The organism is bacterium (assembly GCA_016786595.1).
Lineage (GTDB): Bacteria > Bdellovibrionota_C > UBA2361 > SZUA-149 > JAEUWB01 > JAEUWB01.
Genome location: JAEUWB010000029.1, coordinates 1 through 20,718 on the forward strand (window position 1 = coordinate 1; position 20,718 = coordinate 20,718).

The window sequence follows — 20,718 nt, forward strand, 5'->3', positions numbered from 1 at the left end:
CCAATATATTACCTAATCACCTCAAATTATTTACACACAGGTAGCATGAAAGCTTTCAAACGACACCTTCATATTTCGCTTATTATTGCTTTTTTAACAACTCTTGCAAGTTGCGACACAAATTATTGGTGGTCTCGAGGACAGGCGCCTAGCGTAGACACCTTGCTCAAGAGAAACTACGATCAGTTTTCTTCTGCACTGAGCAATACCTCCTACAAGACTAATCCACTTATTCCACTGGCAAAACAAGTTGAACTGGCAATGACAAATTTATTTAGTTCGTTGCAGAGTGAGGCTGATGCGAAAACACTCAGTTCGAAAATGGATCAAGTTCTAGATGCCTACATGAATCTCGAAGGTAAGCTTTCGCCTGGTTCGCAACCTCCCTATGGTGAATTATCAAGTCAATTAAGAAGCATGTCTGACAAGTTGCTTCGCGGTGAAAAAGTTTCTGCTGCAACGTTTGGTTTATTCGTTGCTCGATCATACAAATTTCTTGCTAGTGAACTTTCGCTACCACAGCCGATTGATCCACCTGCAACAGCGCAGCCTACTAAATAGTGGCGCTGCTCAAGGAATCAATAAGGGGTCTTAAGTGTCAAAGTCGTTAGTAATCGTTGAATCACCAACTAAGGCAAAAACCATTACCAAGTTTCTTGGTAAAGATTATGTTGTTAAAGCCTCCTTCGGTCACGTGCGGGATTTGCCAACAAGTGCTGCTGAGATTCCTGCAAAAGTAAAAAAAGAGCCTTGGTCGCGTTTAGGTATTAACGTCGACAATGATTTTGAAGCCTTATATGTGGTTCCTGCGGGCAAAAAAGATAGCGTCAAAGACTTACAAAATGCCCTGAAAGATGCCGAAATTCTCTATCTCGCAACGGACGAAGACCGTGAAGGAGAGTCAATCAGCTGGCATTTACTGGAAACGCTTAAGCCAAAAGTTCCAGTAAAGCGACTTGTTTTTCACGAAATTACTAAGGAAGCAATTAAAGCAGCAATCGAGCATCCGCGTGATATCGATGAAAATCTTGTGCGCGCCCAAGAAACGCGCCGCCTGGTTGACCGACTTTATGGTTATGAAATCAGCCCGCTACTTTGGAAAAAAATGGCGGCAGGGTTAAGTGCTGGTCGCGTGCAAAGTGTTGCCGTGCGCTTATTGGTTGACCGCGAACGCGAACGCATTGCCTTTAAGAAGGCAGCTTTCTGGGGTTTACGTGCGACTTTTGCCAAGGGTAGCGAAGCTTTTGATGCGGAGCTTACACACTTAGCTGGAACTCGAGTTGCAACTGGCAAGGATTTTGATCCCAATACTGGCGCGCCTGTAATCGGGGTTACCGTTGTTAACCAGGAACAAGCAGAAAAGTTAGTCCATAAACTAGCTGGATCTGACGCCACGGTCTCAAGCGTTGAAGAAAAACCTTTTACGCAAAGACCTGCACCGCCCTTTGTGACGAGCTCATTGCAGCAAGAAGCAAACCGCAAGTTACGCCTTTCTGCTAAGCGCACCATGCAGATCGCTCAGCAGTTATATGAGAACGGTTTAATTACATACATGCGAACCGACTCTGTGACTTTGTCAACGCAAGCAATCGATGCTGCGCGAAATTTAATCCGCGATTCGTATGGCAAAGACTATTTACCGAATGAGGCGCGCATTTATAAGACGTCCGTGAAAAATGCCCAAGAAGCTCACGAAGCGATCCGTCCGGCTGGCGATGCCTTTACGTCAATTGAGGCTGTGCGTGATCAACTTGGACCTGAAGCAGCTAAAGTTTATGAATTGATTTGGAAGCGCACTGTCGCCAGCCAAATGAAAGACGCTACTGGGACATACATCACAGTAGAAGTCGACGTTGATCAGGCAAAATTCCGCGCCAGCGGAAAGACGATTCAGTTTCCAGGATTCTTACGGGCTTACGTCGAAGGTTCAGATGATCCGGAGGCAGACATTGCCGACCAAGAGCGAATTTTACCGCAGGTCTCAAAAAACGAAAATTTAGGTCGAGGTCAGTACGAGGCCTTAGAACGCTCAACTCAGGCCCCTGCTCGCTATACGGAAGGTAGTTTAATTAAGGAACTCGAAAAACGTGGGATTGGTCGACCGAGTACTTGGGCGACAGTTGTTGATTTAGTCTTAAGCCGCGATTACGCATTTAAGAAAAACAACGCGCTAGTGCCAACTTTTACTGCGCTGGCTGTAATTGGGTTGTTGGAAAAGCACTTTGGAAAATTACTCGATTATGAATTTACAGCACGACTTGAAGATGATCTCGATGCGATCTCGCGTGGTGAGGCGGGAAGCGTTGATTACTTAAAACATTTTTATTTCGGCAATGGACATGCGGGACTCAAAGGCCTTGTCCAAAGTGGGGAAAAAGATATTGACCCGCGTGAAGTTTGCGGAATGCCACTTAAGGATAGTGATAAGCTTGAAGTGCGCATTGGCAAGTATGGACCATTTCTTTCAAATGGCACTGCACGCGCCAGTATTCCCGAAGGGCTTTGTCCTGACGAACTAACCTTAGACGCTGCGCAAACTTTAATCGAGAGCGCAGAGCGCGGGCCAGAATCAATTGGCACTGACCCTGAAACAGCAAAAGCGATCTATGTTAAAACTGGACGTTTTGGCCCATATGTACAGCGTGGTGAGAGTGGCGGGGAAGGGGAAGAAAAGCCCAAAATGGTTTCACTCTTAAAGGGCATGCAACCGGCTGATGTAACGCTCGAGCTCGCTTTGCAATTACTTGCTCTGCCGCGCACACTAGGAACGAATCCCGATAACAGTGAAGTGATTACTGCAGCTGTGGGACGTTTTGGCCCATATATCAAATGTGGATCTGAGTATCGTAGTATTCCAGCAGACGCTGAATATAATGTCCTGACAATTAATTTTGACCAGGCGCTAGAGCTTGCAAGACAGCCAAAAGTATCTAGACGTGGGGCCCCGACTAAGCCGAAGGCACTACGCGAAGTTGGCGTTCATCCAGTTACAGAAAAGAAAATTTCTCTGTTTGAGGGACGTTACGGTCCTTATGTCAGTGACGGGGAAATTAATGCTTCGTTGCGTAAGGGTATGAGCGTTACAGAATTAACACTCGATGAAGCTGTGAATTTGCTGAATGAGCGCGCAGCCAAAGGTCCAGTGCAGAAAAAGTCCCGTAAGCGATCGGATAAAGCTGCGACAAAAAAGTCGACCGGAAAATCTAAAAAACCGAAAGCTAGTTCTGAAGCGGATGCCAACATCGTTGAATAATTTTGGCAAACTAAAGCTACGCACCATCGCGCTTGCTTTAAAATCAGCGTAGGGCTTGTCCTGCGCGGGCAAAAAGATCGCGAAATTTAACTTTGATTTGCTCATTCAGCAGAAAAATTTTATAAGATTTCCCGAGAGTTTATTAAAGGTAGCTATGGCTGAAAATATTTCAATTGAAGATCCTTGCGGCGAATTTGGTCCAACTCAACGCTGGGCCTTAGTTTGGTTTGTTGCAGTATTAGCGATCGGTAGTTTCGCAACTTACACATTTTCTCAAACCGACCGCTGGATGTACGACAATAACGCTGAGTTTCTTGATTATCAGGCCTATCGCGAAAATCGTAACGCGATTTATTCACTTGCTGCTGAGCGTGTTGATGAGCGTGCCCACCGCGCAAATTTAGCACATGCCGAACAGTCATTGGACAACCAGGTAAAACAAGAGTCTCTAGTTGGCCAAGAAGTAGTGCATGCTGGCACAGACAAAAGTAAAGAGGCAGATCATGCTCCGACCAATCAACACGGACACTAAGCTGGTTATGAACCGTGATGATGCGTACTTGCTCCTAACTGAGTATACGAAAAGTGATAGCTTAATTAAGCATGCCCTGGCGGTTGAGGCCTGCATGCGTTGGTATGCCCGGGAATTTCAAGTCGACCAGACCTATTATGGAATTACTGGCTTGTTGCATGACTTTGACTACGAGCGCTTTCCTGAACCATTTTCTGCAGACAATCAACCAACTGGGCACCCTTTTGCTGGTGTCCAGATTTTAAGGGACAAGCAGTACCCCGAAGAAATGCTGGAAGCGATCTTGGGCCATGCGCACTATACGAATGTCCCACGCACAACTCAGTTAGCGAAGACACTTTTTGCCGTCGATGAATTGTCAGGTTTAGTGACTGCAAGTGTCTATGTTCGCCCTGATAAATCACTACATACTCTTGAAGTCAGTTCAGTGAAGAAGAAGATGAAAGATAAGGCTTTTGCCCGTGGTGTTAACCGCGACGACGTGATGCAGGGTGCGCAAGAGCTAGGCATTGAACTAGATACGCACATTGGAAACGTGATCCAAGCCATGCGTGAAGTTGCTCCGGCACTTGGCTTAAATGGCCTTTAGTCTGAATGGCCTATGATCCCACAAAACTACGAACTAGTTTTTTCTAAATCACAAATTCATGCCAGCGTGCATACTTTGGCCGAAACAATTCGTCCCTGGGCAAACCGGGTACTGCACCGTACAAATCATGCTCCGCTTGCACTAACAGTGCTCCGTGGAGGCGTTTTCTTTGCAGCAGATTTTTTACGTGAGTTGGGGGTTTCCTGTGAGCTTTCTTTTATTGGGGCAAAATCCTATTCGCAGCTCGATAATTCCCAAGCTCCGGTCGTTGAGCTCTCGAAGTTTGAAGCGGAAATTAAAGACCGCGGAGTAATTGTTTTGGATGACATTTGTGAGTCGGGTAAAACATTTGCAGCGATTTCACAGCTCTTAAAATCAAAACAAGCGTTTGATGTGCGCACTATAGCTTTGATCTTACGTGATACTGGTAAAGAGCGAGTGTTTGAGCCCGATTATGGACTTACCTTTCATGGCCCCGATTGGCTTGTTGGCTACGGACTAGATGACTGTAACGAGAATTCAAATCTTCCCGAGATTTACCGAATCAAAAGCTAACTCTAAGTAGTAATCATAAATAATATCAAAAATCTGCGCCTATAAGGCTGATTTTTGATCATCTACTGTCCTAAGTGGGCTGAATTTATGAAAAAGATCACACGCCTATAACTCTTCAGAAACTATATTATTAGCTTGCTCAACGTTTGCAACGTTGATGCATTAAACTTTAAGAACGTTGAGCAAGTCAGCGGCTATTTAGCTCAATCTACTCAGATAAGTATCAGCTGAAACTACTCGACAATATTTGTATTTCTTATCAATTCCTGGCTTTTCAACAAGCTGAATTTTAGGAATGCTTTCCAAGTAATTGCCGAGTTTTTCAAATGCTGGACTGGGGTCATCTCGTGAAAGTTTTGTTTCAATAGCAACTACCGGCAGATTGTCAGCTGTAATAATAAAGTCGATTTCTTGTTTGTCGACAGTGCGCAAGTACTGCAGCCTAAATTCTCCATAGCCCAGATCATTCCAGGCATCGACAGACTTTAGCAGGTGGCTTGCAACCATATTTTCAAAACGCGCGCCAGGGTCTTTAATTTGGGACCAATCCCAGAGATATAGTTTTTGCTCTTTGCGAATCGAGCGTGCGATTTTTGTTGAGTATGGAGACAGTCGAAAGCAAAAATATAGTCGTTCGAGAGCATCAAGCCAAGAGTTCAAGGTGTCATGTGCTACGTTCAATTCCTCACGCAGGGCATTAATTGACAAGCGTTGAGCGCATCTTTCAGGCAGTAACAGCGCTAAATTCTCAATCAATGACAGGGTTTTAAATTGAGATAATTCACGGAGATCCTCTTGAATCAGTAAGCTGCGGCGGCGAGTCGACCAACGCTTGTGTTGTAAAGAATCATCTTTGTAGAATGGTTCTGGGAATCCACTACGCAAGCTTAATTGCTTCCAGAGCGATGGGTTAGAGTATTTAACTTCAAGATCAATCCATGACTTTGGAGGCGCCAAGAGTTTCCCATGTTCTAGTTCTCCAATTGTTAATGGATGAAGACGCAGGCGTTCGTAGCGGCCAAATAAGCTGTCACCACTTTTTTGAAAAACGTCTAGTCTGGCACTACCTGTTACTACAACTTTCAATAACTGATGATGACCGTCATATAAGCCTTTGAGCAGTGACTTCCAACGCTGGTATTTATGAAGTTCATCAAAAACTATGTGCGATGCTTTAAGTGGATCTAGAAAGCTTTGCTGAAGTATTTTTGCACGATCAAGTGGAATATCCCAATTGAGATAAATCCCGGTTTTTTGTTTTAAAGTATGAGTTCTTAACCATTCTTTGGCGATAGTGGTCTTGCCAACTTGCCGTGGCCCTGATAACAATACAAATTTATCATCAGAAAATTTGTCTAAATCTTTTAAAATATATCGCATTTACATATAGTTACATATTTATAATTTCGGTGCAACTAGAAAAATATCGTGATGTTTCTCAAGTAGCACTGAAACGCGGTCCAACTTATGCCCCTAGCTTTTACATAGTGGATAGTAATCCTGGCCAATCACAACTTAGTTATTTTTACTTAACATATTGTATTTCATAGATAATTTTATTCAAAAAAATAGACTCACTTATTGGTTTAATGCATCCTACATAATCTCATAAGTGCCGATCTCGTCAGGCCAATTGTTGAGGTTAACGTCATAGGACATTTGTTTATGCGCAACAGAATTCTCTTTATTTCTCTTAGTCTTTTCTTTTTTACTTTTACCAATAGTTTATTTGCTCAACCGTATCTGATTGACACTTCAAATTCTCTATAAGCGACTGCTAATGGAGCCCAACGGAAAACGTTTTTTGATCAGGTCAATAACCGCCATTGGGCTTTTTATAACAATGGTTCGGCAATTGAATATTCTTATTCTACCGACGGACAGAATTGGACGTCGGCAGGCACGCAGCCCTATAGCACACAAAATTTTTCTGTCGTTTACAAAAACATCTCTGGCACTGCCTACGTGTTTTTATCCAGCGAGGCGAATTTAGATGACATTATTCTCCGCCGCGGGACACTGGCTACCAGTTCAATCAGCTTTGAATCAGAAATAACTGTATTTGATGGTACGTCTTCGACAGACCATTACCAAAAACCTAGTATTTCGATTGATGGCAACAACAAACTCTGGGTTGCTGGCGTCAAAGACACTGGCAATGAATTATTGGATCACCTGCAGGCCTTCACAGCGCGGTCGGTAAATGCTGCAAATGGTAACCTTTCTACGTTTGAAACTGCAACCGCCGTCGGCCGTAAATCAAGCCTGTTAAAAGACATTGTAATCATGCCGCAGACTGGCTCAGAGATGTATTTATTAATGAACACTGATGCACCAAACGTTGTTGGTTTTCACTTTAACGGGACAAGTTGGTCAAGTGCTAACACGGGTGGAGATTTCGGTTGGTTCAGTTTTCCAGGTGGGCTCAACAGCATCGTCTATGCCCTAGCAGTATCAGGCAGTGACATATACGTCGGAGGGTTTTTTACCTCTCTTGGAGCTGGTGTATCTGGTTCACATTACTTTTCCAAATACGGATTGGCGGTGGCAGTTGATAGTGATGCAAGTACTGAAATCTCAAGTCTGACAGATACTTCCGGCGACGTGCACATGATCTATACAAATACCGATGATGATATAATCTATCGTCATTATGATGATTCAGGATCAAGCTGGCAAACTTCAGTTATGTTGCGCTCAACCGGAGGAGTGACAAGTCCAAGTCTGGCAATCAATCCGACAACCGGCGACTTGTATGCATTCTGGATTGAATCAAACGATATCGTTTATAAAAAAGGCGTTGCTCCATATAATTCCAGTGATTGGGACACAAATCCGACAACCATGTATGGAGTTGGTAATAATTCCTTTGTCACTACTCCTTTGCCAGTATCCGAAGAACAATTACTTGCAAGCTGGACAAACGGACTATTAATTCCAGTCAATGTCTATACTGATTCTATTTCTATAACACCAGAAATGGATCTACTAGGGAATGCAACATCTATTGTAGATGGTGATGCAACGCCATCATTAACTGATCATACAGACTTTGGTTCTATTTCTTCGGCACTGGGCACGGTGACTCGAATATTTACCATTGAAAATACGGGCGATTTCAATCTTAGTCTGAGTGGCAACCCAAGAGTTGTAATCGGTGGAACCCATGCTTCAGATTTTACAGTTAGTGTACACCCAGCAACTCCCGTCACAGTTGGTGATAGCACAACATTCCACGTGATATTTGACCCAAATGCAGTAGGACTGCGTACTGCTACAGTATCTATCGACAATAGTGACGCTGACGAAAACCCCTATAACTTTGCAATTCAAGGTACTGGCCTCTTAGACACTGATGGAGACGGAGACCCAGACGTCACCGATCCAGATGATGACAATGATGGAGTAAGCGACTTACAGGAAGGAGTTGATGGCACCGATCCTCTTGATGCCGGAAGCTTCTTGCAAGTGCTGGGCACAAATCTCTGCTCAGATTGGAACGGCTTCTTAGATATGTTTAATATTCTTGAGCATGTAAACCTGTCAGTTGCTACACGTGGTTTTACAACTACCATTTATAACATTAACGGTGTTGGCCAGAGCTCGCAAAATGGTTCTGTGCTCTCAGGCGCACAAACAGATGTGCTTGTTCATGATATGTCTGGCTTTATTGATAATTCCTATGGTCGTGTTTGTTCTGCACACGATGGAACAGACGGAGATATGGACGGGCGCATTGCTTACTATCGTCCGAATTCAACGGGTTATGACTTTGCTTTCACACTGCCGTTTAATAATGCACTCAAAGGTAGACAGTATGTGTTATTTAACACTTACCAGCCAAGTTTAGATCCTGCTGATGCTAATAACTTTGTAGCAAACTGGGTGCAGGTGACGAATCTGGAAGGCTCAGCTCAAACTGGGACAATCTACTACTACTCGCAAGCAGGAACAGTGCTTGCCACCGATACGCAAACTCTGCCAGCTGGAGCACGCAGGGATTTCTCGGGACATCAGTTTGGACTAACGCTTGTGGGAATGATTGAATGGAGACCAGATAACACTAACGCCTTATTCCAAATGCGCTCGACTCGTTATTTTTATGACAATCCAACGCTGGCTGATAGCTTTGACGCGGCCATGTCACTAGATGGAATTAGAGGCTCTGGCCAAGCTTTAATTGTGCCGATTGATACGAGAAATAGCACGGCGGTGTTAGAAGTCGGAAATGCCACATCTTCGAGTCAGGCGATAGTAGTGCAGTTTTACTCTGGAGCTGGAGCATTACTTGGAACACAGAACTTAAATCTGCCAGCCTATGGTTCAGCACACTTAGTAGCTGATGGAGTGATTGTAAACTCGCTTGGTAGCGCCAAGATTGACGGTGCTACAAGTCAAGGAGTAGTTGCCGCGGCGATGCAATACGGACGCACAGCGTCTCTCGGTATTAACTATGTTTATGCAACTCCAGCCAAGCAAGCACTAGGCTTAGGACTTAAGGGTTCATACAATACGTTTCTGGGGCAGTCGTGTGAATTGGAGATCGTGAATGCTTCATCCAGTGCCACAACGGCGACAGTCGGCATGAAACGCTACGATGGAACGACAGTCTTAAGTGGACATGTGATTAACTTAGCCGCCAATGGGACAGCTGGCTATAACGCCTGCGCTAATGACGTGAATGATATTTACGGTGTAGTGACAGTTGATGCCGCTACGAATAACACCCTTACGGCACACATCGTCCGTCAACGCTCGGCTAACGACTATCGATTCTCTACCCCGGTTAGGCAGTAGTAGTGCGAGAGTAAGTATACCTTATTTACTGCCTTGAGCTGGGGAGCAGTATTTCTCTCGTTCCGCGAGCGCTTCGGGCATCCATTTTTTGAAATTTTCAATCCGCGTCTCATCGCTGGGATGCGTTGACATAAATTCTGCAGGTTTTTGGCTTTTTTGTGCAGCTGCCATGCGTTCCCAGAGTTTTGGAGCCTCTTCAGGATTAAAGCATGCACGGGCTACATACATCAGTCCCATGTAATCTGCTTCCGATTCATGGCTGCGAGAGAACGGCAGGAGCACTCCAAATTGGGCTCCCAGGCCAAAGGCGCCCATCACGGCACGCTTTTGACCATCGTCCATTTCACTCATCGACATGCCTAAGGCGAGTTGTCCAAATTGTGCAAGCTTCTGATGTGCCATGCGTTCAGCTCCGTGACGAGCAATCGCGTGAGCGATTTCATGCCCCATGATCACTGCTAAGCCGTCAGTATTTTCCGCGACAGGAAGTATGCCCGTATAAACTGCGACTTTACCGCCAGGGAGACAGAAGGCGTTAACTTGATCAGACTGGATTAAATTATATTCCCAATCAAAGCCTGGGTCCTCGGTGACGGCGGCAATACGTTTGCCGATTTCACGAATCGTATCGACTTCAGGCCCGCTTTCAATGATTTGTTCTTGTTGTAGAATTTGTTGGTAGGAGCTAAAGCCCAGAGCCATTTCTTGCTCACGATTCATATCAACCAATTGTTTGCGTCCGGTAATTGGCACTACTTCTTGGTTGGAATAATAGTAGTAGATGAAGAACAAGCCGAAGAGCATCAAGGGCAGGATTTTAAATCCGCGGCGACGTTGCTGTGGGTACGGGGAGTTCTCGTATGTTTCCATGTTTTCCATAAAGATTTTTTCCTTGCCTAGGGGAAATTACATGAATGGAATTAAGAAATCTATCCCCTCTAGATCTTTAATATTGGAAAGATTATTGCCTTATATATTAAGCGGATGAAATCAATGTTTTGGTCCTTAGGCGCAGCTTTTGAGCACAAGCAAGGCTAGAGCAGCCTTGCTTGATAGGCACACAAACTGCTTGTTTTGATATATCTGGAATCTTTATTAATCTACAAACATAGAAATTATTAACTGCACACAAATGATCCCTTCAGTGAAACCTATCTTCGCATGCAGTTCTAGCGTAGAGCTTTAAATTGCGCCGAGGGTTGCTTTAACTACGTCTTGCAGTTGCGGCAAGCCACTTTCGTTAATAGTGACGACAACCTTTTGGTTGTTCATGATCACTACGCAAGCTCTATCGAGTTCGAGATCGTGATCGGCGAAGAATTCGAGATCCTCAGACGTGGAACCGGCACGAACTTTTGCGGCATCGATCTCGTAGAAATCGATATCGGGTGAAGCCCGAAGTTCTTCTGCTGTTTGGGCAAAGAGATCACAGACATCACAGTCGAGACGACGGTTCAGCTCGCAAAAGTCGGACGGAAAAATGTAAAAAACTGTGATTCCAGTACGCGATAACTTTTCTCGCAGTTCGGTTGCTGTTGCTATTAGATACATGTTTGCTCCTTCAAAGCGCCAAGCGCTGAACTGAATTTTTGTTCAACTCAACGCTTGAAAGTGCTTAGGGCGAGAAAACCTTAATGATTCATCTGCAGTTAATGATTTTATGTTTTCAAAATATTCTACTCGTATTTTTTATTAGATTTTCACTGATGACCGCACAAAGTCTTTTGAACCTGAATAGCTGATTAAAGCTAAAAACCAAGTCTCTAAGTCTCATGCGGTCGGGTGGTTAAGCCCTTGTCAGGTAATCAAGCCAGCGTTGAAAGAGCATGCCCTTTCCATCGACTACGCAGTCGACGCTCTGGCCTTTGATCGGATTGGCCTTGTCATGCCAGAAACCGAAGCTGACCTCGTTTTTAGGCGCGGTCCCGGTGATTTCTGACCACTCGTTGGCGATTGCGTCGCTGGGCTCGTAGTCAGCAGGCACGTCGACTCGCATGTCGAAGTAGGTTCCTTCGTATCCAGCGTCCTTCAACGCGGAGTTGACCATCAAGCGCAGCATCTTTCCGATGGACATGTTGCGAAAGTCTGGATGGATCAACGTGAACCAACGATAGGCGAGGTCTTCGACAGCAATGCCCGTAGCCCCACTCACTTCCTCGTGCCAAGGCTGTAGCGGCATCCAGTAACGACCATCATCCTGTTTGATGCCCTCTTCCGCGAACTCTTCGTCCTGTTCAGGCATCATGAAGCCCTCGCCGGTGAAGATGATCGAGAAACCGATCAAACCCTCCATCGGAGTGCTGACAGAGACAACTAGTGCGGAGTCTTTGCAAGCCATGACCAGCCATTCGGGCGTAAGGGAGCGGTGAGCTCCGTTTTCTCGAAGGTCGTTGTTGAGAGCGGCGATGCGCTTGGCAGCGCCGTGAGAAAGTCCACCCATGTGGACCTGGAACGATACCTGCGGTGGCAATGCAGGAGTTTCTAGATGTTTTGCCATTTGTTTTTTCCTGACAGCATGGACTATCTGGTTGTTGGCCGAAGCCTTAAAACCTTGATGAACCAATGCGGTCATCAGTGAAGTTCGCTATTGAAGAGCGAACTTGGATTCACTTCTACTCGTATTGAAATTGTGGCAGCCCTTGGGGGTCTGTCGCGAAACTAAATTTCTACTGCGAATTGCATATTTTGGCTGCGACTGCGTCAGGGGCCCCATAAAAAATCTTGCGACGTGTCGCAAGCTTACACGCCTCAGATTTTTTAGACCCTTCCTTGTCTCGCCCAAAATCTACAATTCTCGTAACGAAATTTCATTTCGCGACAGACCCTTTAGGGACAGGGAAAAAGAGGCGCAATTATGCACTAATTTGATAAATAAATCAATTCTTCGGCTGGAAGAGCTTTCTAGAGGGTTTTAATGATTTCTTCGAAAATACCTAATACTTCCTTCACTTCCACACTTGAAAAAGTAAGCGTTGGTCGTAGTCGCACTGAGCGAAAGCCACATTTTAAAACAATTAATCCGCGATCCATCGCGCCAGCAGTAACTTTGTCACGCAGCTCTGTTGTCGGTAAGTCGTAGGCGCACATTAATCCCTTGCCACGTGAATTCGAAACAAGATGAGGATATTTTGCCTCAAGTGCTTCTAATCCAGCTAAAAGCTCCTTGCCCACAGTAGCCGCATTTTGCACCAGCCCCTCTGCTTCAATTACTTGCAAAAATCGCTCTGCTCTAACCATGTCAGTTAAATTTCCACCCCAAGTTGAGTTAATTCTTGAAGTTTCTACAAAGACGTTATTGGGAATAGTATCAATGCGCGGGCTAGCAAGAATCCCACAGACCTGCATCTTTTTTCCGAAACATAAAATATCGGGCGTCATTCCATAATGCTGGTAGGCCCAAAATTTCCCGGTTAAACCAACCCCAGACTGAACTTCATCGTAGATTAAGAGCAGATCATTTTCATCAGCAATACGTCGTAGTGCTTGGTGAAACTCAGTGCGGAAATGGTTATCTCCGCCTTCGCCTTGAATTGGTTCAATGATGATTGCCGCGACATCGTCGCCTTCAGTCTTTAAAATCGAGAGAATCTCATTAATTGCCGCATCTTCTTCAGCTTTGACTTGGTTGATCACATTTGCAGTGACTGGAAAACTTAGCTTTGGATTATTAATTCTAGGCCAGTCAAACTTGGGGAAAAATTTGGTTTTCTTTGGGTCAGCAGTGTTTGTCAGACTGAGTCCATAACCAGAGCGACCATGAAAAGCTTCTTTGAAATGGATGATTTTCGTGCCGCGCTCTTGAGTCATGCCACGCATAAAGTTCAAACGCACCTTCCAGTCGAAGGCTGCTTTTAAACCATTTTCAACTGCAAGCGTTCCACCATCAACCAAAAACAAATGCGGTAACTCTGCGGGAATTCCCACGCGGGCAAATGTGCTTACGAAATCTGCAAGTTCAACCGTCCAGAGGTCAGAGTTTGAAGGTTTAAGTTTTGCCGCACGAAGCAATTTTTTTTCAAATTCCGGGTCGGATAATGCTGGATGATTATAGCCCAGCGGATTACTGGCAATAAACGAAAAGCAATCTAGATATTCCCGTCCTGAGGCAGCATCGACCAGGCGGTTGCCGTGACTCTTGTCGAGATCGAGTACGATATTAAACACATCAGCCAGCATATATTTTCCAGTTTGGCTAATTACATCTCTTGGCGAAGTCGAAGTGTAGTTTGCACTAGAAGTTGTATTTGTCTTTAAACTGTGAACAGTACCCATAAAAGAAACCTGAATTATGCTAATTGCCTATTATTTTACCTTATTTCCCTATTGTTTTGGCTTTATATTTAGACGCTTGAATGAGTATCCCCGACTCAGCTAAAAAGTACAAGCGCTTTAAGGACTTAAGTCTATGAATAAAATACTCACTGCACTTAATATTTCGAACACGAATTTGAGCGGAACGTTTTGTGGGCAATGGTTGAGCGGTAAATCTCAAACGATTAACGTTGTCTCTCCGGTGACGGGCCAACAAATCGCTGAAGTTATCACAACCTCTCCTAACGATTACGAGACCGTGATTCAAACCGCTCAACAGTGTTTTACTACTTTGCGCTCGATGCCAGCTCCTAAGCGTGGTGAAATTGTGCGCGAGCTTGCGCATGAATTCCGCAAATATAAACAGCCACTGGCGGAGCTGATCACACTTGAAATGGGTAAGCCCCTGCAGGAGGCGCTCGGCGAAGTGCAAGAAGTGATCGATATTGCAGACTATGCTGTAGGACTATCGCGCCAACTTTATGGATCAACCATGCATTCTGAACGGCCAAGTCATAGAATGTACGAGCAGTGGCATCCGCTGGGTTTAGTCGGCGTGATTACGGCATTTAATTTTCCGGTTGCTGTGTGGTCGTGGAACGCACTGATTGCAGCGGTTTGTGGGGACGTAGTGATTTGGAAGGCTTCGGAATTAACACCACTGACAGCGATTGCTGCAACAAAAATCGCAGCAGAGGTAGCTGCTAAGCACGGGGTGCCGGGATTGTTTACACTGGTTACTGGAGAGCGGGCTCTAGGGGAGACGCTAGCTGCGGACCAACGTATTCCCTTAATTAGCGCAACCGGGTCGTGTCGGATGGGAAAAGCTGTGGGCAAGGTTGTGGCCGAACGTTTTGGTCGGTCTCTGCTGGAACTTGGCGGCAATAACGCTTTAATCGTTTTAGATGATGCGAATCTAGATCTCGCACTTCGTGCAGTGCTTTTCGGGGCAGTTGGCACTGCGGGGCAGCGTTGCACTACGACCAGACGCGTCTTGGTGCAAAAAGGGATTGCTGCTGAATTTACCAAGCGCTTAACGGATGCTTATCGCCAAGTTAAAGTTGGCGATCCATTTGTTGCGGGGACGATGCTTGGTCCAGTAGTCAGTGAAAATGCGGTAGCAATTTACCAATCTGCCATTGAGCGAATTAAGCAAGAGGGCGGAAAAATCTTGGTTGGCGGGGAAATTTTAGCTGGCTTGCCATCGAATTGTTATGTGGCACCAACACTTGTCCAGGCAACGCAAAGTATGTCGATTACCCATGAAGAAACTTTCGTGCCGATTCTTTATTTAATTGAGGTTAACGATTTGGCTCAGGCAATTGCGATCCAAAATGACGTGCCGCAGGGGTTAAGCTCTGCAGTATTTACAAACAGCATGCAAAGCGCCGAGAAATTTCTCTCTGCGCAGGGCTCAGATTGTGGGATTGCCAATGTTAATATCGGTACCTCTGGGGCAGAGATCGGCGGGGCCTTTGGTGGCGAGAAAGAAACTGGTGGGGGCCGTGAAGCGGGGTCTGATTCCTGGAAAGCCTATATGCGCCGTCAAACGGTAACAATTAACTACTCAAGTGAGTTGCCACTGGCTCAAGGGATTAAATTTGGTGATTAGAGCAATTCACGATTCTATCTAGCAAAACGTGAAACGCTCTAGACAGTTATCAATACTCGAATGGCACAGTGCACATCTCTCTTTTGCGGCGTTCGAATGCTCCGGGAATGCCATTTACATAAGACAATCGTTCTTGACTTAGTTTGAACATCATTTTGAAGGGAATCGATACCAGTTTAGAGTTGAAATTTTTACCATCTGGAAGCACTAAGTCCAAATCATATTTACACTTATTTGGAATTTCTTGATCAGGTTTTTGATTTAATGCGCTCATAAAGCTCAACTGTACCATATTTTAGGCATAATTGTCTAAAATCATCATCGGCTTTGATATTGTGTATTTTTATGAGATTGATGATGTCGCTAAAATCTTTATCTTCACGGGTAGGATTATTCTTGATCGCGTGTAATTTCATCGCAATAAAAATGCTGGGATGGGGAACTTTTACATCTGTGCGGTCGATTTGAAAACTCGTTGATTGGCTTAAAACGCGTTCAAAAGTACTCTCAGATACGCACATTAAATCGATTGGCCAGGTCTCTATTTTAGGGCCTTCAAATTGACAGAAGGCGTCTTGTTCATTCGCCAGTGTATAGCCCAAGTCTTGCAACAAGTCTTTCCATGCATCACGATCTGAATTCTGAATCATCAAATCGATATCGCCAGTTTGTCGCGAAAGACCAAGTAAATTGATGGCATGGCCTCCAACTAGGATAAATCTTAAATTTTTTTGTGCCGATCGATCGCCAATTACATTAATAATTTCCATAGTTGATTAGCAAATTAATCTAACTTTTGCCGTGGTTGAAGTTTGGCTGCGAAATCCAGGTCTTTTTGTGTAATACCGCCTGCGCTGTGCGTCCAGATTTGAATTTTAACCTTGCCCCAGGCTAAATGAATTTCCGGGTGATGCTGCATGTGTTCTGCGGTTTCAGCGACTGTGTTGACGAAAGCTAGGGCAGAAGAAAAATCAGGGAACGAAAATTTCTTTTCTAGTCGATGTCCCTCAACAATGATCCAGCCTGGTAATTCGCTTAATGCTTCTTTGACAACCTGAGGTGTAAGTAGTTTGGCTTGCATTGCAACCTCGCCCTGCTTGGCTATTCGAACTTAAACTTGCCACCTTTGCGAATCTGCGCTTGACGAAATCCATCAAGCACGCCCTGACTAATGCTTGCAGGGAACCGCGGGTCCGATCCGACAAGTAATTCATTGGCATCGCTGATTAAATCTTGATCGCTGTCTTTGCGCTCTGGGTTTGTTCCGGAAGTTCTTTCGGTAGAATCAAAAAGACAATCAGCATCGGCATCGAGCTCGACATGGCCCTCGGCTACTATGGGATTTGTATTATTTAGTAATTCGCAACCATCGCTCAGGCCATCGGCATCAGTGTCGATGATTTGCGAATTTGTTTTGAGCGCATTTTCCACAATATTTGTCACGCCATCGCCGTCGGAATCATTTGCTGTGGTAATCAGCAGTCCACTGCGCTCTTGAACTCGAGCTAAGCCCTTGATTGTTGCGCTTTGAGGATCACGGGGATCGGACCCTTGTTCTACTTCATAGCCATCGGTGAGACCATCACCGTCGCTGTCAGGTTTATTTGGATCAGTGCCATAAGATAATTCGTCTGTGTAACTTAATCCGTCAGCGTCGCTGTCGCTAGCATTTCCTGAATTTGAATTTCCGGGGTCAAAGTTGGAGCCCAGTGACTTGAAGGCACTTGTCGAACCTGTCGAGCTCGAGGAGGAGCTACTTGATGAAGAACTACTCGAAGATGTGCTTGTCGAAGATGAGGAGGAGCTAGAAGATGTTGAAGTCGAGGACGACGAGCTCGAGGTTGAAGTTGAGCTTGAAGATGAACTTGAAGAGGACGATCTACCATTACTTAAATCAATATCGTCCTCGCAGGCATCATAGCCAGAAGTGACGAGTAGAATTAAGACAATGCCAATAAATTTTCTAAGACGCGTTCTCATAATTTAATAACCTAAAATAGCCGAATCAAGTCTAGCGCACTACCCTGTGAATAGGCTATACCTTACCTTATAGAAATACCTATGCACAAAATATATCGCTTACTTTATCGGTCCTTTATCGGGGTTATGCTTTTTGTCGTAATGCTTGAGTCTTCTCGAGCAGAAACGTCAACAGTTGATTCTGGGTCTGACACCTTCAATCGAGTTTACCAAGAATTTTCCACTCGCGTGGAAAAGTATACCCTTCCTAATGGGTTGCGCGTACTTTTTTACCCACGACGTACTGCGCCTGTATTTGCTGCAGAAATTCATGTCCGCGTCGGAGGGGTAGATGAAAAGCGCGGCAAAACTGGGGCCGCGCACATGCTCGAGCATATGGCCTTTAAGGGCACAACGACAATTGGCACTAAAGACTACGCCAGAGAAAAATTACTCCTTGAGCAAATCGAAAAGCTTGCTTTTGAAGTTGAACCAAGAAAGAATGTCACTACGGATCCTCAATTTCAAGCTTTGACTGCTGAGTTAAAAGAAATTTGGATTGAGAATGCTTATTCACGTTTGTATAAAGAACTAGGCGCAAGTAATTTTAACGCCGCAACCTCCAAAGATACGACGACGTACAACATTAGCTTACCAAGCGAGGCTTTCGAAACCTGGTGCCAGACTGAGAGCGACCGCTTTGCTAACCCAGTTTTTCGACAATTTTATCAAGAACGCGAAGTTGTGATGGAAGAACGTCGTATGCGTTTTGGTAATAACCCGGGCGGGCAATTGTATGAGGCATTGTTAGCAACTGCTTACCGCGTGCATCCCTATGGCCTACCTGTGATTGGACTGAAGCAAGATATTCAATATTTGAAGGCAAGTGATGTCGCGCAATTATTTTCTACCTACTATCGCCCAGACAATATGGTGATTGCCTTAGCAGGAGATTTAGACTTCGCCCAAGTGAAAACCCTGATCGAAAAGTATTTTGGCGCAATGAAAAACCCGCCTACTCCGCTTCCGCAGATTAATCAACCTGAACCAAGACAGCTTGCGGAACGTAGAGTGAATGTGCCCTTTGATGCGGAGCCGCAGGTGATTATTGCCTATCACAAACCAAAGTTCCCGACTGCCGACGATGGGTACTTTACCTTGCTCCATGAACTACTCGGCGGTAACCGCACTTCGTTTTTCCATCGCGAGCTTGTGGAACGCAAGCAAATTGCACTCAGCGTTGGTACGGGTGAGGCGCCGGGGAATTTGTTCCCCCCGATTTTCTACGTGGAAGCGCGTCCTCGACCAGGCATTAGCCTTGATCGCCTTGTAAATGAAATTCAAAATTTACTGGAAATACTGAAGCGGGAAGTGATTACCAACGATTCGTTAAACCGCGCCAAGCGTCAGGTTGCGGTCAATTTACTTGGGTCGCTTACGAGCAATGAAGGTATTGCCTATCGCTTGGCGAGTTCTGAAGTTTTATGGGGCCGCTGGCAAGAGGAATTTGAGTATTATCAGCAAATATTCGCTGCTAAGCCTGAAAATATTCAAGAAATCGCCGAAAAATATTTCACAATTTCTAACCGCACTGTCGGGAAAATCATTCCACAGCAGAAAAGTAAAAGCGAGTAATCGAAGATGAAAGGAAAGTATCAACAATTCTTTAAGCAACGCCCCTGTTGTTCAGGATCCGGAGCGCTTCCAGTTCGAGGAATATTCTTTGTTCTGCTTGCGATCGTCTGCAGCGTTGGTTTCGGTGGGTGCGCACTGCAAAGAGCGGACAAGCATTCGGCATTGAGCTTTGTTCCAGAACTACCTGAACGTTTTACGCTATCCAATGGAACCAAAGTACTCTATTTGCAAGATCAAGTTAATCCTTTCATTTCAGGATCGCTATTATTCCGTGGTGGAAGTTTGGATGACCCGATCGATCAGATCGGACTATCGGCTGTCACCGGATCGGCAATTCGAGAAGGTGGAGTTGCTGGTCTTGACCCTAAAGTATTTGATCAGCTGCTGGATGACATTGGAGCTTCGATTGAAGTTTCATTTGGCGATGAGAGTGGTTCGGCTAGTTTTAGTGCCTTGAGTGAAGATACCGACCGGGTATTGAAACTCTATACTCAACTCTTAAGTAACCCGGGTTTTGATGCTGCGCGTTTTGAATTAGTACGTAAGATTGCAATTGATCGCATTAAACTGCGTAATGAAAGTCCCGGCACAATTGCGGGCATTGCCTTTTCTGAAATCTACTACGGTAAAGATTCGATTTATGGCAGGTCAGCCTCGCAGGTATCGTTAAGCTCGATTACTTTAGATGCCGTGCGGGCAAATGCAAAAAAATTACTTAATCCTCAAGGTGCGATTCTAGCACTTTCAGCCCCAGATTCAGCTGCAGAAATTCGAGCAAAACTTGAAGCAACACTGGGGCAGTGGAAAGTTACAGCTGCGCCAATTGCCGCTGAACGCCCTGCTGCAATTCCAGTTGGAGCACCTGGCATTTACCTGGTGCGTAAGGATTTTCCACAAGCAGTGATCGACATTGGACATAGTGGGCCTAAGCGTTTAATGCCCGATATGTTTGCACGGAATATTTTCAATAATTATTTTGGCCTGTCTGCATTTGGCAGCATTCTATTCTCTGAAATTCGCGACAAGCGCGGCCTTGCCTATGACGTTAGTGGAGGGTTTTTCCCGGCAACAGAAAGTGGAATTTTCTCGATTTCTCTTGGAACAAGAAATGAACAGGTTATTCCGGCACTTAGTGCAATCTATGATATCAGCCGGTCGACACGCGAAACTCTCCCTCCGCAAGACAATATTGAAAAAGTAAAAGTTGGTGACTTGCGAAGCTTTGTTTTTCGCTTTGATGATGTTTCCGGCACTGTCAGGCGGCAAGCACTGCTTGATTTTTATGGATTCCCACAAGGGCACGACCGTAATTATATTCGCAAAACAAAATTAGTCACACCAGGTGATGTCCAAGAAATTGCTCGCAAGTACCTGCATCCTGAGAAATTTGTTACTGTTGTTGTGGGTAATCTGCGCCCAGAAGACTTAAGTCGTGAACTCGGGTCTCAATACCCAATCTACGAAGTTGATTTTGA

Annotated in this window: 17 protein-coding genes; 9 read left to right on the forward strand and 8 right to left on the reverse strand. The window is 45.0% G+C overall.

What is annotated here, in order from left to right:
* The first annotated feature begins 45 nt into the window (after positions 1–45).
* The 5 genes from JNK13_04735 (at position 46) to JNK13_04755 (ending at position 4,929) form a co-directional block, all read left to right on the forward strand.
* The gene (locus JNK13_04735) at positions 46–561 is read left to right on the forward strand and encodes a hypothetical protein (protein MBL7662042.1); all 516 of its coding nucleotides are present in this window, start codon (positions 46–48) and stop codon (positions 559–561) included.
* Between the two features lie 34 nt (positions 562–595).
* Positions 596–3,253 carry a type I DNA topoisomerase gene (gene topA, locus JNK13_04740; GenBank protein MBL7662043.1) on the forward strand — a complete coding sequence of 886 codons (2,658 nt, stop codon included), beginning with the start codon at positions 596–598 and terminating at the stop codon, positions 3,251–3,253.
* 154 nt (positions 3,254–3,407) lie between these two features.
* Positions 3,408–3,785 carry a hypothetical protein gene (locus JNK13_04745; GenBank protein ID MBL7662044.1) on the forward strand — a complete coding sequence of 126 codons (378 nt, stop codon included), beginning with the start codon at positions 3,408–3,410 and terminating at the stop codon, positions 3,783–3,785.
* A gap of 7 nt (positions 3,786–3,792) precedes the next feature.
* Complete coding sequence (locus tag JNK13_04750; protein MBL7662045.1) at positions 3,793–4,374, forward strand: HDIG domain-containing protein; 582 nt, start codon at positions 3,793–3,795, stop codon at positions 4,372–4,374.
* 12 nt (positions 4,375–4,386) lie between these two features.
* Positions 4,387–4,929 carry a hypothetical protein gene (locus JNK13_04755; GenBank protein MBL7662046.1) on the forward strand — a complete coding sequence of 181 codons (543 nt, stop codon included), beginning with the start codon at positions 4,387–4,389 and terminating at the stop codon, positions 4,927–4,929.
* Between the two features lie 198 nt (positions 4,930–5,127).
* Here JNK13_04755 and JNK13_04760 read toward each other — a convergent pair whose 3' ends face one another.
* Positions 5,128–6,309 (reverse strand): ATP-binding protein, encoded by a 1,182-nt coding sequence (locus tag JNK13_04760; protein ID MBL7662047.1) that lies wholly within the window; start codon positions 6,307–6,309, stop codon positions 5,128–5,130.
* A 585-nt stretch (positions 6,310–6,894) separates the two neighbouring features.
* Between JNK13_04760 and JNK13_04765 the strand changes: the two genes are divergently transcribed.
* Positions 6,895–9,726, forward strand: a complete 2,832-nt coding sequence (locus JNK13_04765; GenBank protein ID MBL7662048.1) for a choice-of-anchor D domain-containing protein — start codon at positions 6,895–6,897, stop codon at positions 9,724–9,726.
* Positions 9,727–9,747: 21 nt separating this feature from the next.
* On the opposite strand, the gene JNK13_04770 is transcribed toward JNK13_04765, so the two are convergent.
* The 4 genes from JNK13_04770 to JNK13_04785 form a co-directional block, all read right to left on the reverse strand.
* Complete coding sequence (locus JNK13_04770; protein ID MBL7662049.1) at positions 9,748–10,596, reverse strand: M48 family metallopeptidase; 849 nt, start codon at positions 10,594–10,596, stop codon at positions 9,748–9,750.
* 312 nt (positions 10,597–10,908) lie between these two features.
* Complete coding sequence (locus JNK13_04775; GenBank protein ID MBL7662050.1) at positions 10,909–11,277, reverse strand: hypothetical protein; 369 nt, start codon at positions 11,275–11,277, stop codon at positions 10,909–10,911.
* A gap of 235 nt (positions 11,278–11,512) precedes the next feature.
* A complete protein-coding gene (locus JNK13_04780; GenBank protein ID MBL7662051.1) occupies positions 11,513–12,298 on the reverse strand; it encodes a hypothetical protein in 786 nt (261 codons plus the stop codon).
* 329 nt (positions 12,299–12,627) lie between these two features.
* Positions 12,628–13,998, reverse strand: coding sequence for an L-lysine 6-transaminase (locus tag JNK13_04785; GenBank protein ID MBL7662052.1), 1,371 nt, complete (start codon positions 13,996–13,998; stop codon positions 12,628–12,630).
* A gap of 133 nt (positions 13,999–14,131) precedes the next feature.
* Here JNK13_04785 and JNK13_04790 point away from each other — a divergent pair, with 133 nt between their 5' ends.
* A complete protein-coding gene (locus JNK13_04790; GenBank protein MBL7662053.1) occupies positions 14,132–15,649 on the forward strand; it encodes an aldehyde dehydrogenase family protein in 1,518 nt (505 codons plus the stop codon).
* A 248-nt stretch (positions 15,650–15,897) separates the two neighbouring features.
* On the opposite strand, the gene JNK13_04795 is transcribed toward JNK13_04790, so the two are convergent.
* Genes JNK13_04795 through JNK13_04805 form a run of 3 tightly spaced genes read right to left on the reverse strand, consistent with a single transcriptional unit; the run spans position 15,898 to position 17,629 of the window.
* Complete coding sequence (locus JNK13_04795; protein MBL7662054.1) at positions 15,898–16,419, reverse strand: nucleotidyltransferase; 522 nt, start codon at positions 16,417–16,419, stop codon at positions 15,898–15,900.
* Between the two features lie 14 nt (positions 16,420–16,433).
* On the reverse strand, positions 16,434–16,730 hold the full coding sequence (locus JNK13_04800) for a 4a-hydroxytetrahydrobiopterin dehydratase (GenBank protein MBL7662055.1): 297 nt from the start codon (positions 16,728–16,730) through the stop codon (positions 16,434–16,436).
* A 20-nt stretch (positions 16,731–16,750) separates the two neighbouring features.
* Positions 16,751–17,629, reverse strand: coding sequence for a hypothetical protein (locus JNK13_04805; protein ID MBL7662056.1), 879 nt, complete (start codon positions 17,627–17,629; stop codon positions 16,751–16,753).
* Between the two features lie 81 nt (positions 17,630–17,710).
* Here JNK13_04805 and JNK13_04810 point away from each other — a divergent pair, with 81 nt between their 5' ends.
* Both JNK13_04810 and JNK13_04815 read left to right on the forward strand, forming a co-directional pair.
* A complete protein-coding gene (locus JNK13_04810; protein ID MBL7662057.1) occupies positions 17,711–19,243 on the forward strand; it encodes an insulinase family protein in 1,533 nt (510 codons plus the stop codon).
* A gap of 6 nt (positions 19,244–19,249) precedes the next feature.
* Positions 19,250–20,718, forward strand: a 1,469-nt coding sequence (locus JNK13_04815; protein ID MBL7662058.1) for an insulinase family protein, incomplete at its 3' end; no start/stop codon positions are given.

What these genes read in the sequence shown, in the direction of transcription:
- JNK13_04790 (MBL7662053.1), top strand. Translation starts at nt 14,132, where the DNA reads ATGAATAAAATACTCACTGCACTTAATATTTCGAACACGAATTTGAGC.
- JNK13_04785 (MBL7662052.1), bottom strand. Translation starts at nt 13,998, where the DNA reads ATGGGTACTGTTCACAGTTTAAAGACAAATACAACTTCTAGTGCAAAC.
- JNK13_04755 (MBL7662046.1), top strand. Translation starts at nt 4,387, where the DNA reads ATGATCCCACAAAACTACGAACTAGTTTTTTCTAAATCACAAATTCAT.
- JNK13_04760 (MBL7662047.1), bottom strand. Translation starts at nt 6,309, where the DNA reads ATGCGATATATTTTAAAAGATTTAGACAAATTTTCTGATGATAAATTT.
- JNK13_04780 (MBL7662051.1), bottom strand. Translation starts at nt 12,298, where the DNA reads ATGACCGCATTGGTTCATCAAGGTTTTAAGGCTTCGGCCAACAACCAG.
- JNK13_04800 (MBL7662055.1), bottom strand. Translation starts at nt 16,730, where the DNA reads ATGCAAGCCAAACTACTTACACCTCAGGTTGTCAAAGAAGCATTAAGC.
- JNK13_04805 (MBL7662056.1), bottom strand. Translation starts at nt 17,629, where the DNA reads ATGAGAACGCGTCTTAGAAAATTTATTGGCATTGTCTTAATTCTACTC.
- JNK13_04810 (MBL7662057.1), top strand. Translation starts at nt 17,711, where the DNA reads ATGCACAAAATATATCGCTTACTTTATCGGTCCTTTATCGGGGTTATG.
- JNK13_04735 (MBL7662042.1), top strand. Translation starts at nt 46, where the DNA reads ATGAAAGCTTTCAAACGACACCTTCATATTTCGCTTATTATTGCTTTT.
- JNK13_04770 (MBL7662049.1), bottom strand. Translation starts at nt 10,596, where the DNA reads ATGGAAACATACGAGAACTCCCCGTACCCACAGCAACGTCGCCGCGGA.
- JNK13_04750 (MBL7662045.1), top strand. Translation starts at nt 3,793, where the DNA reads ATGAACCGTGATGATGCGTACTTGCTCCTAACTGAGTATACGAAAAGT.
- JNK13_04745 (MBL7662044.1), top strand. Translation starts at nt 3,408, where the DNA reads ATGGCTGAAAATATTTCAATTGAAGATCCTTGCGGCGAATTTGGTCCA.
- JNK13_04795 (MBL7662054.1), bottom strand. Translation starts at nt 16,419, where the DNA reads ATGGAAATTATTAATGTAATTGGCGATCGATCGGCACAAAAAAATTTA.
- JNK13_04775 (MBL7662050.1), bottom strand. Translation starts at nt 11,277, where the DNA reads ATGTATCTAATAGCAACAGCAACCGAACTGCGAGAAAAGTTATCGCGT.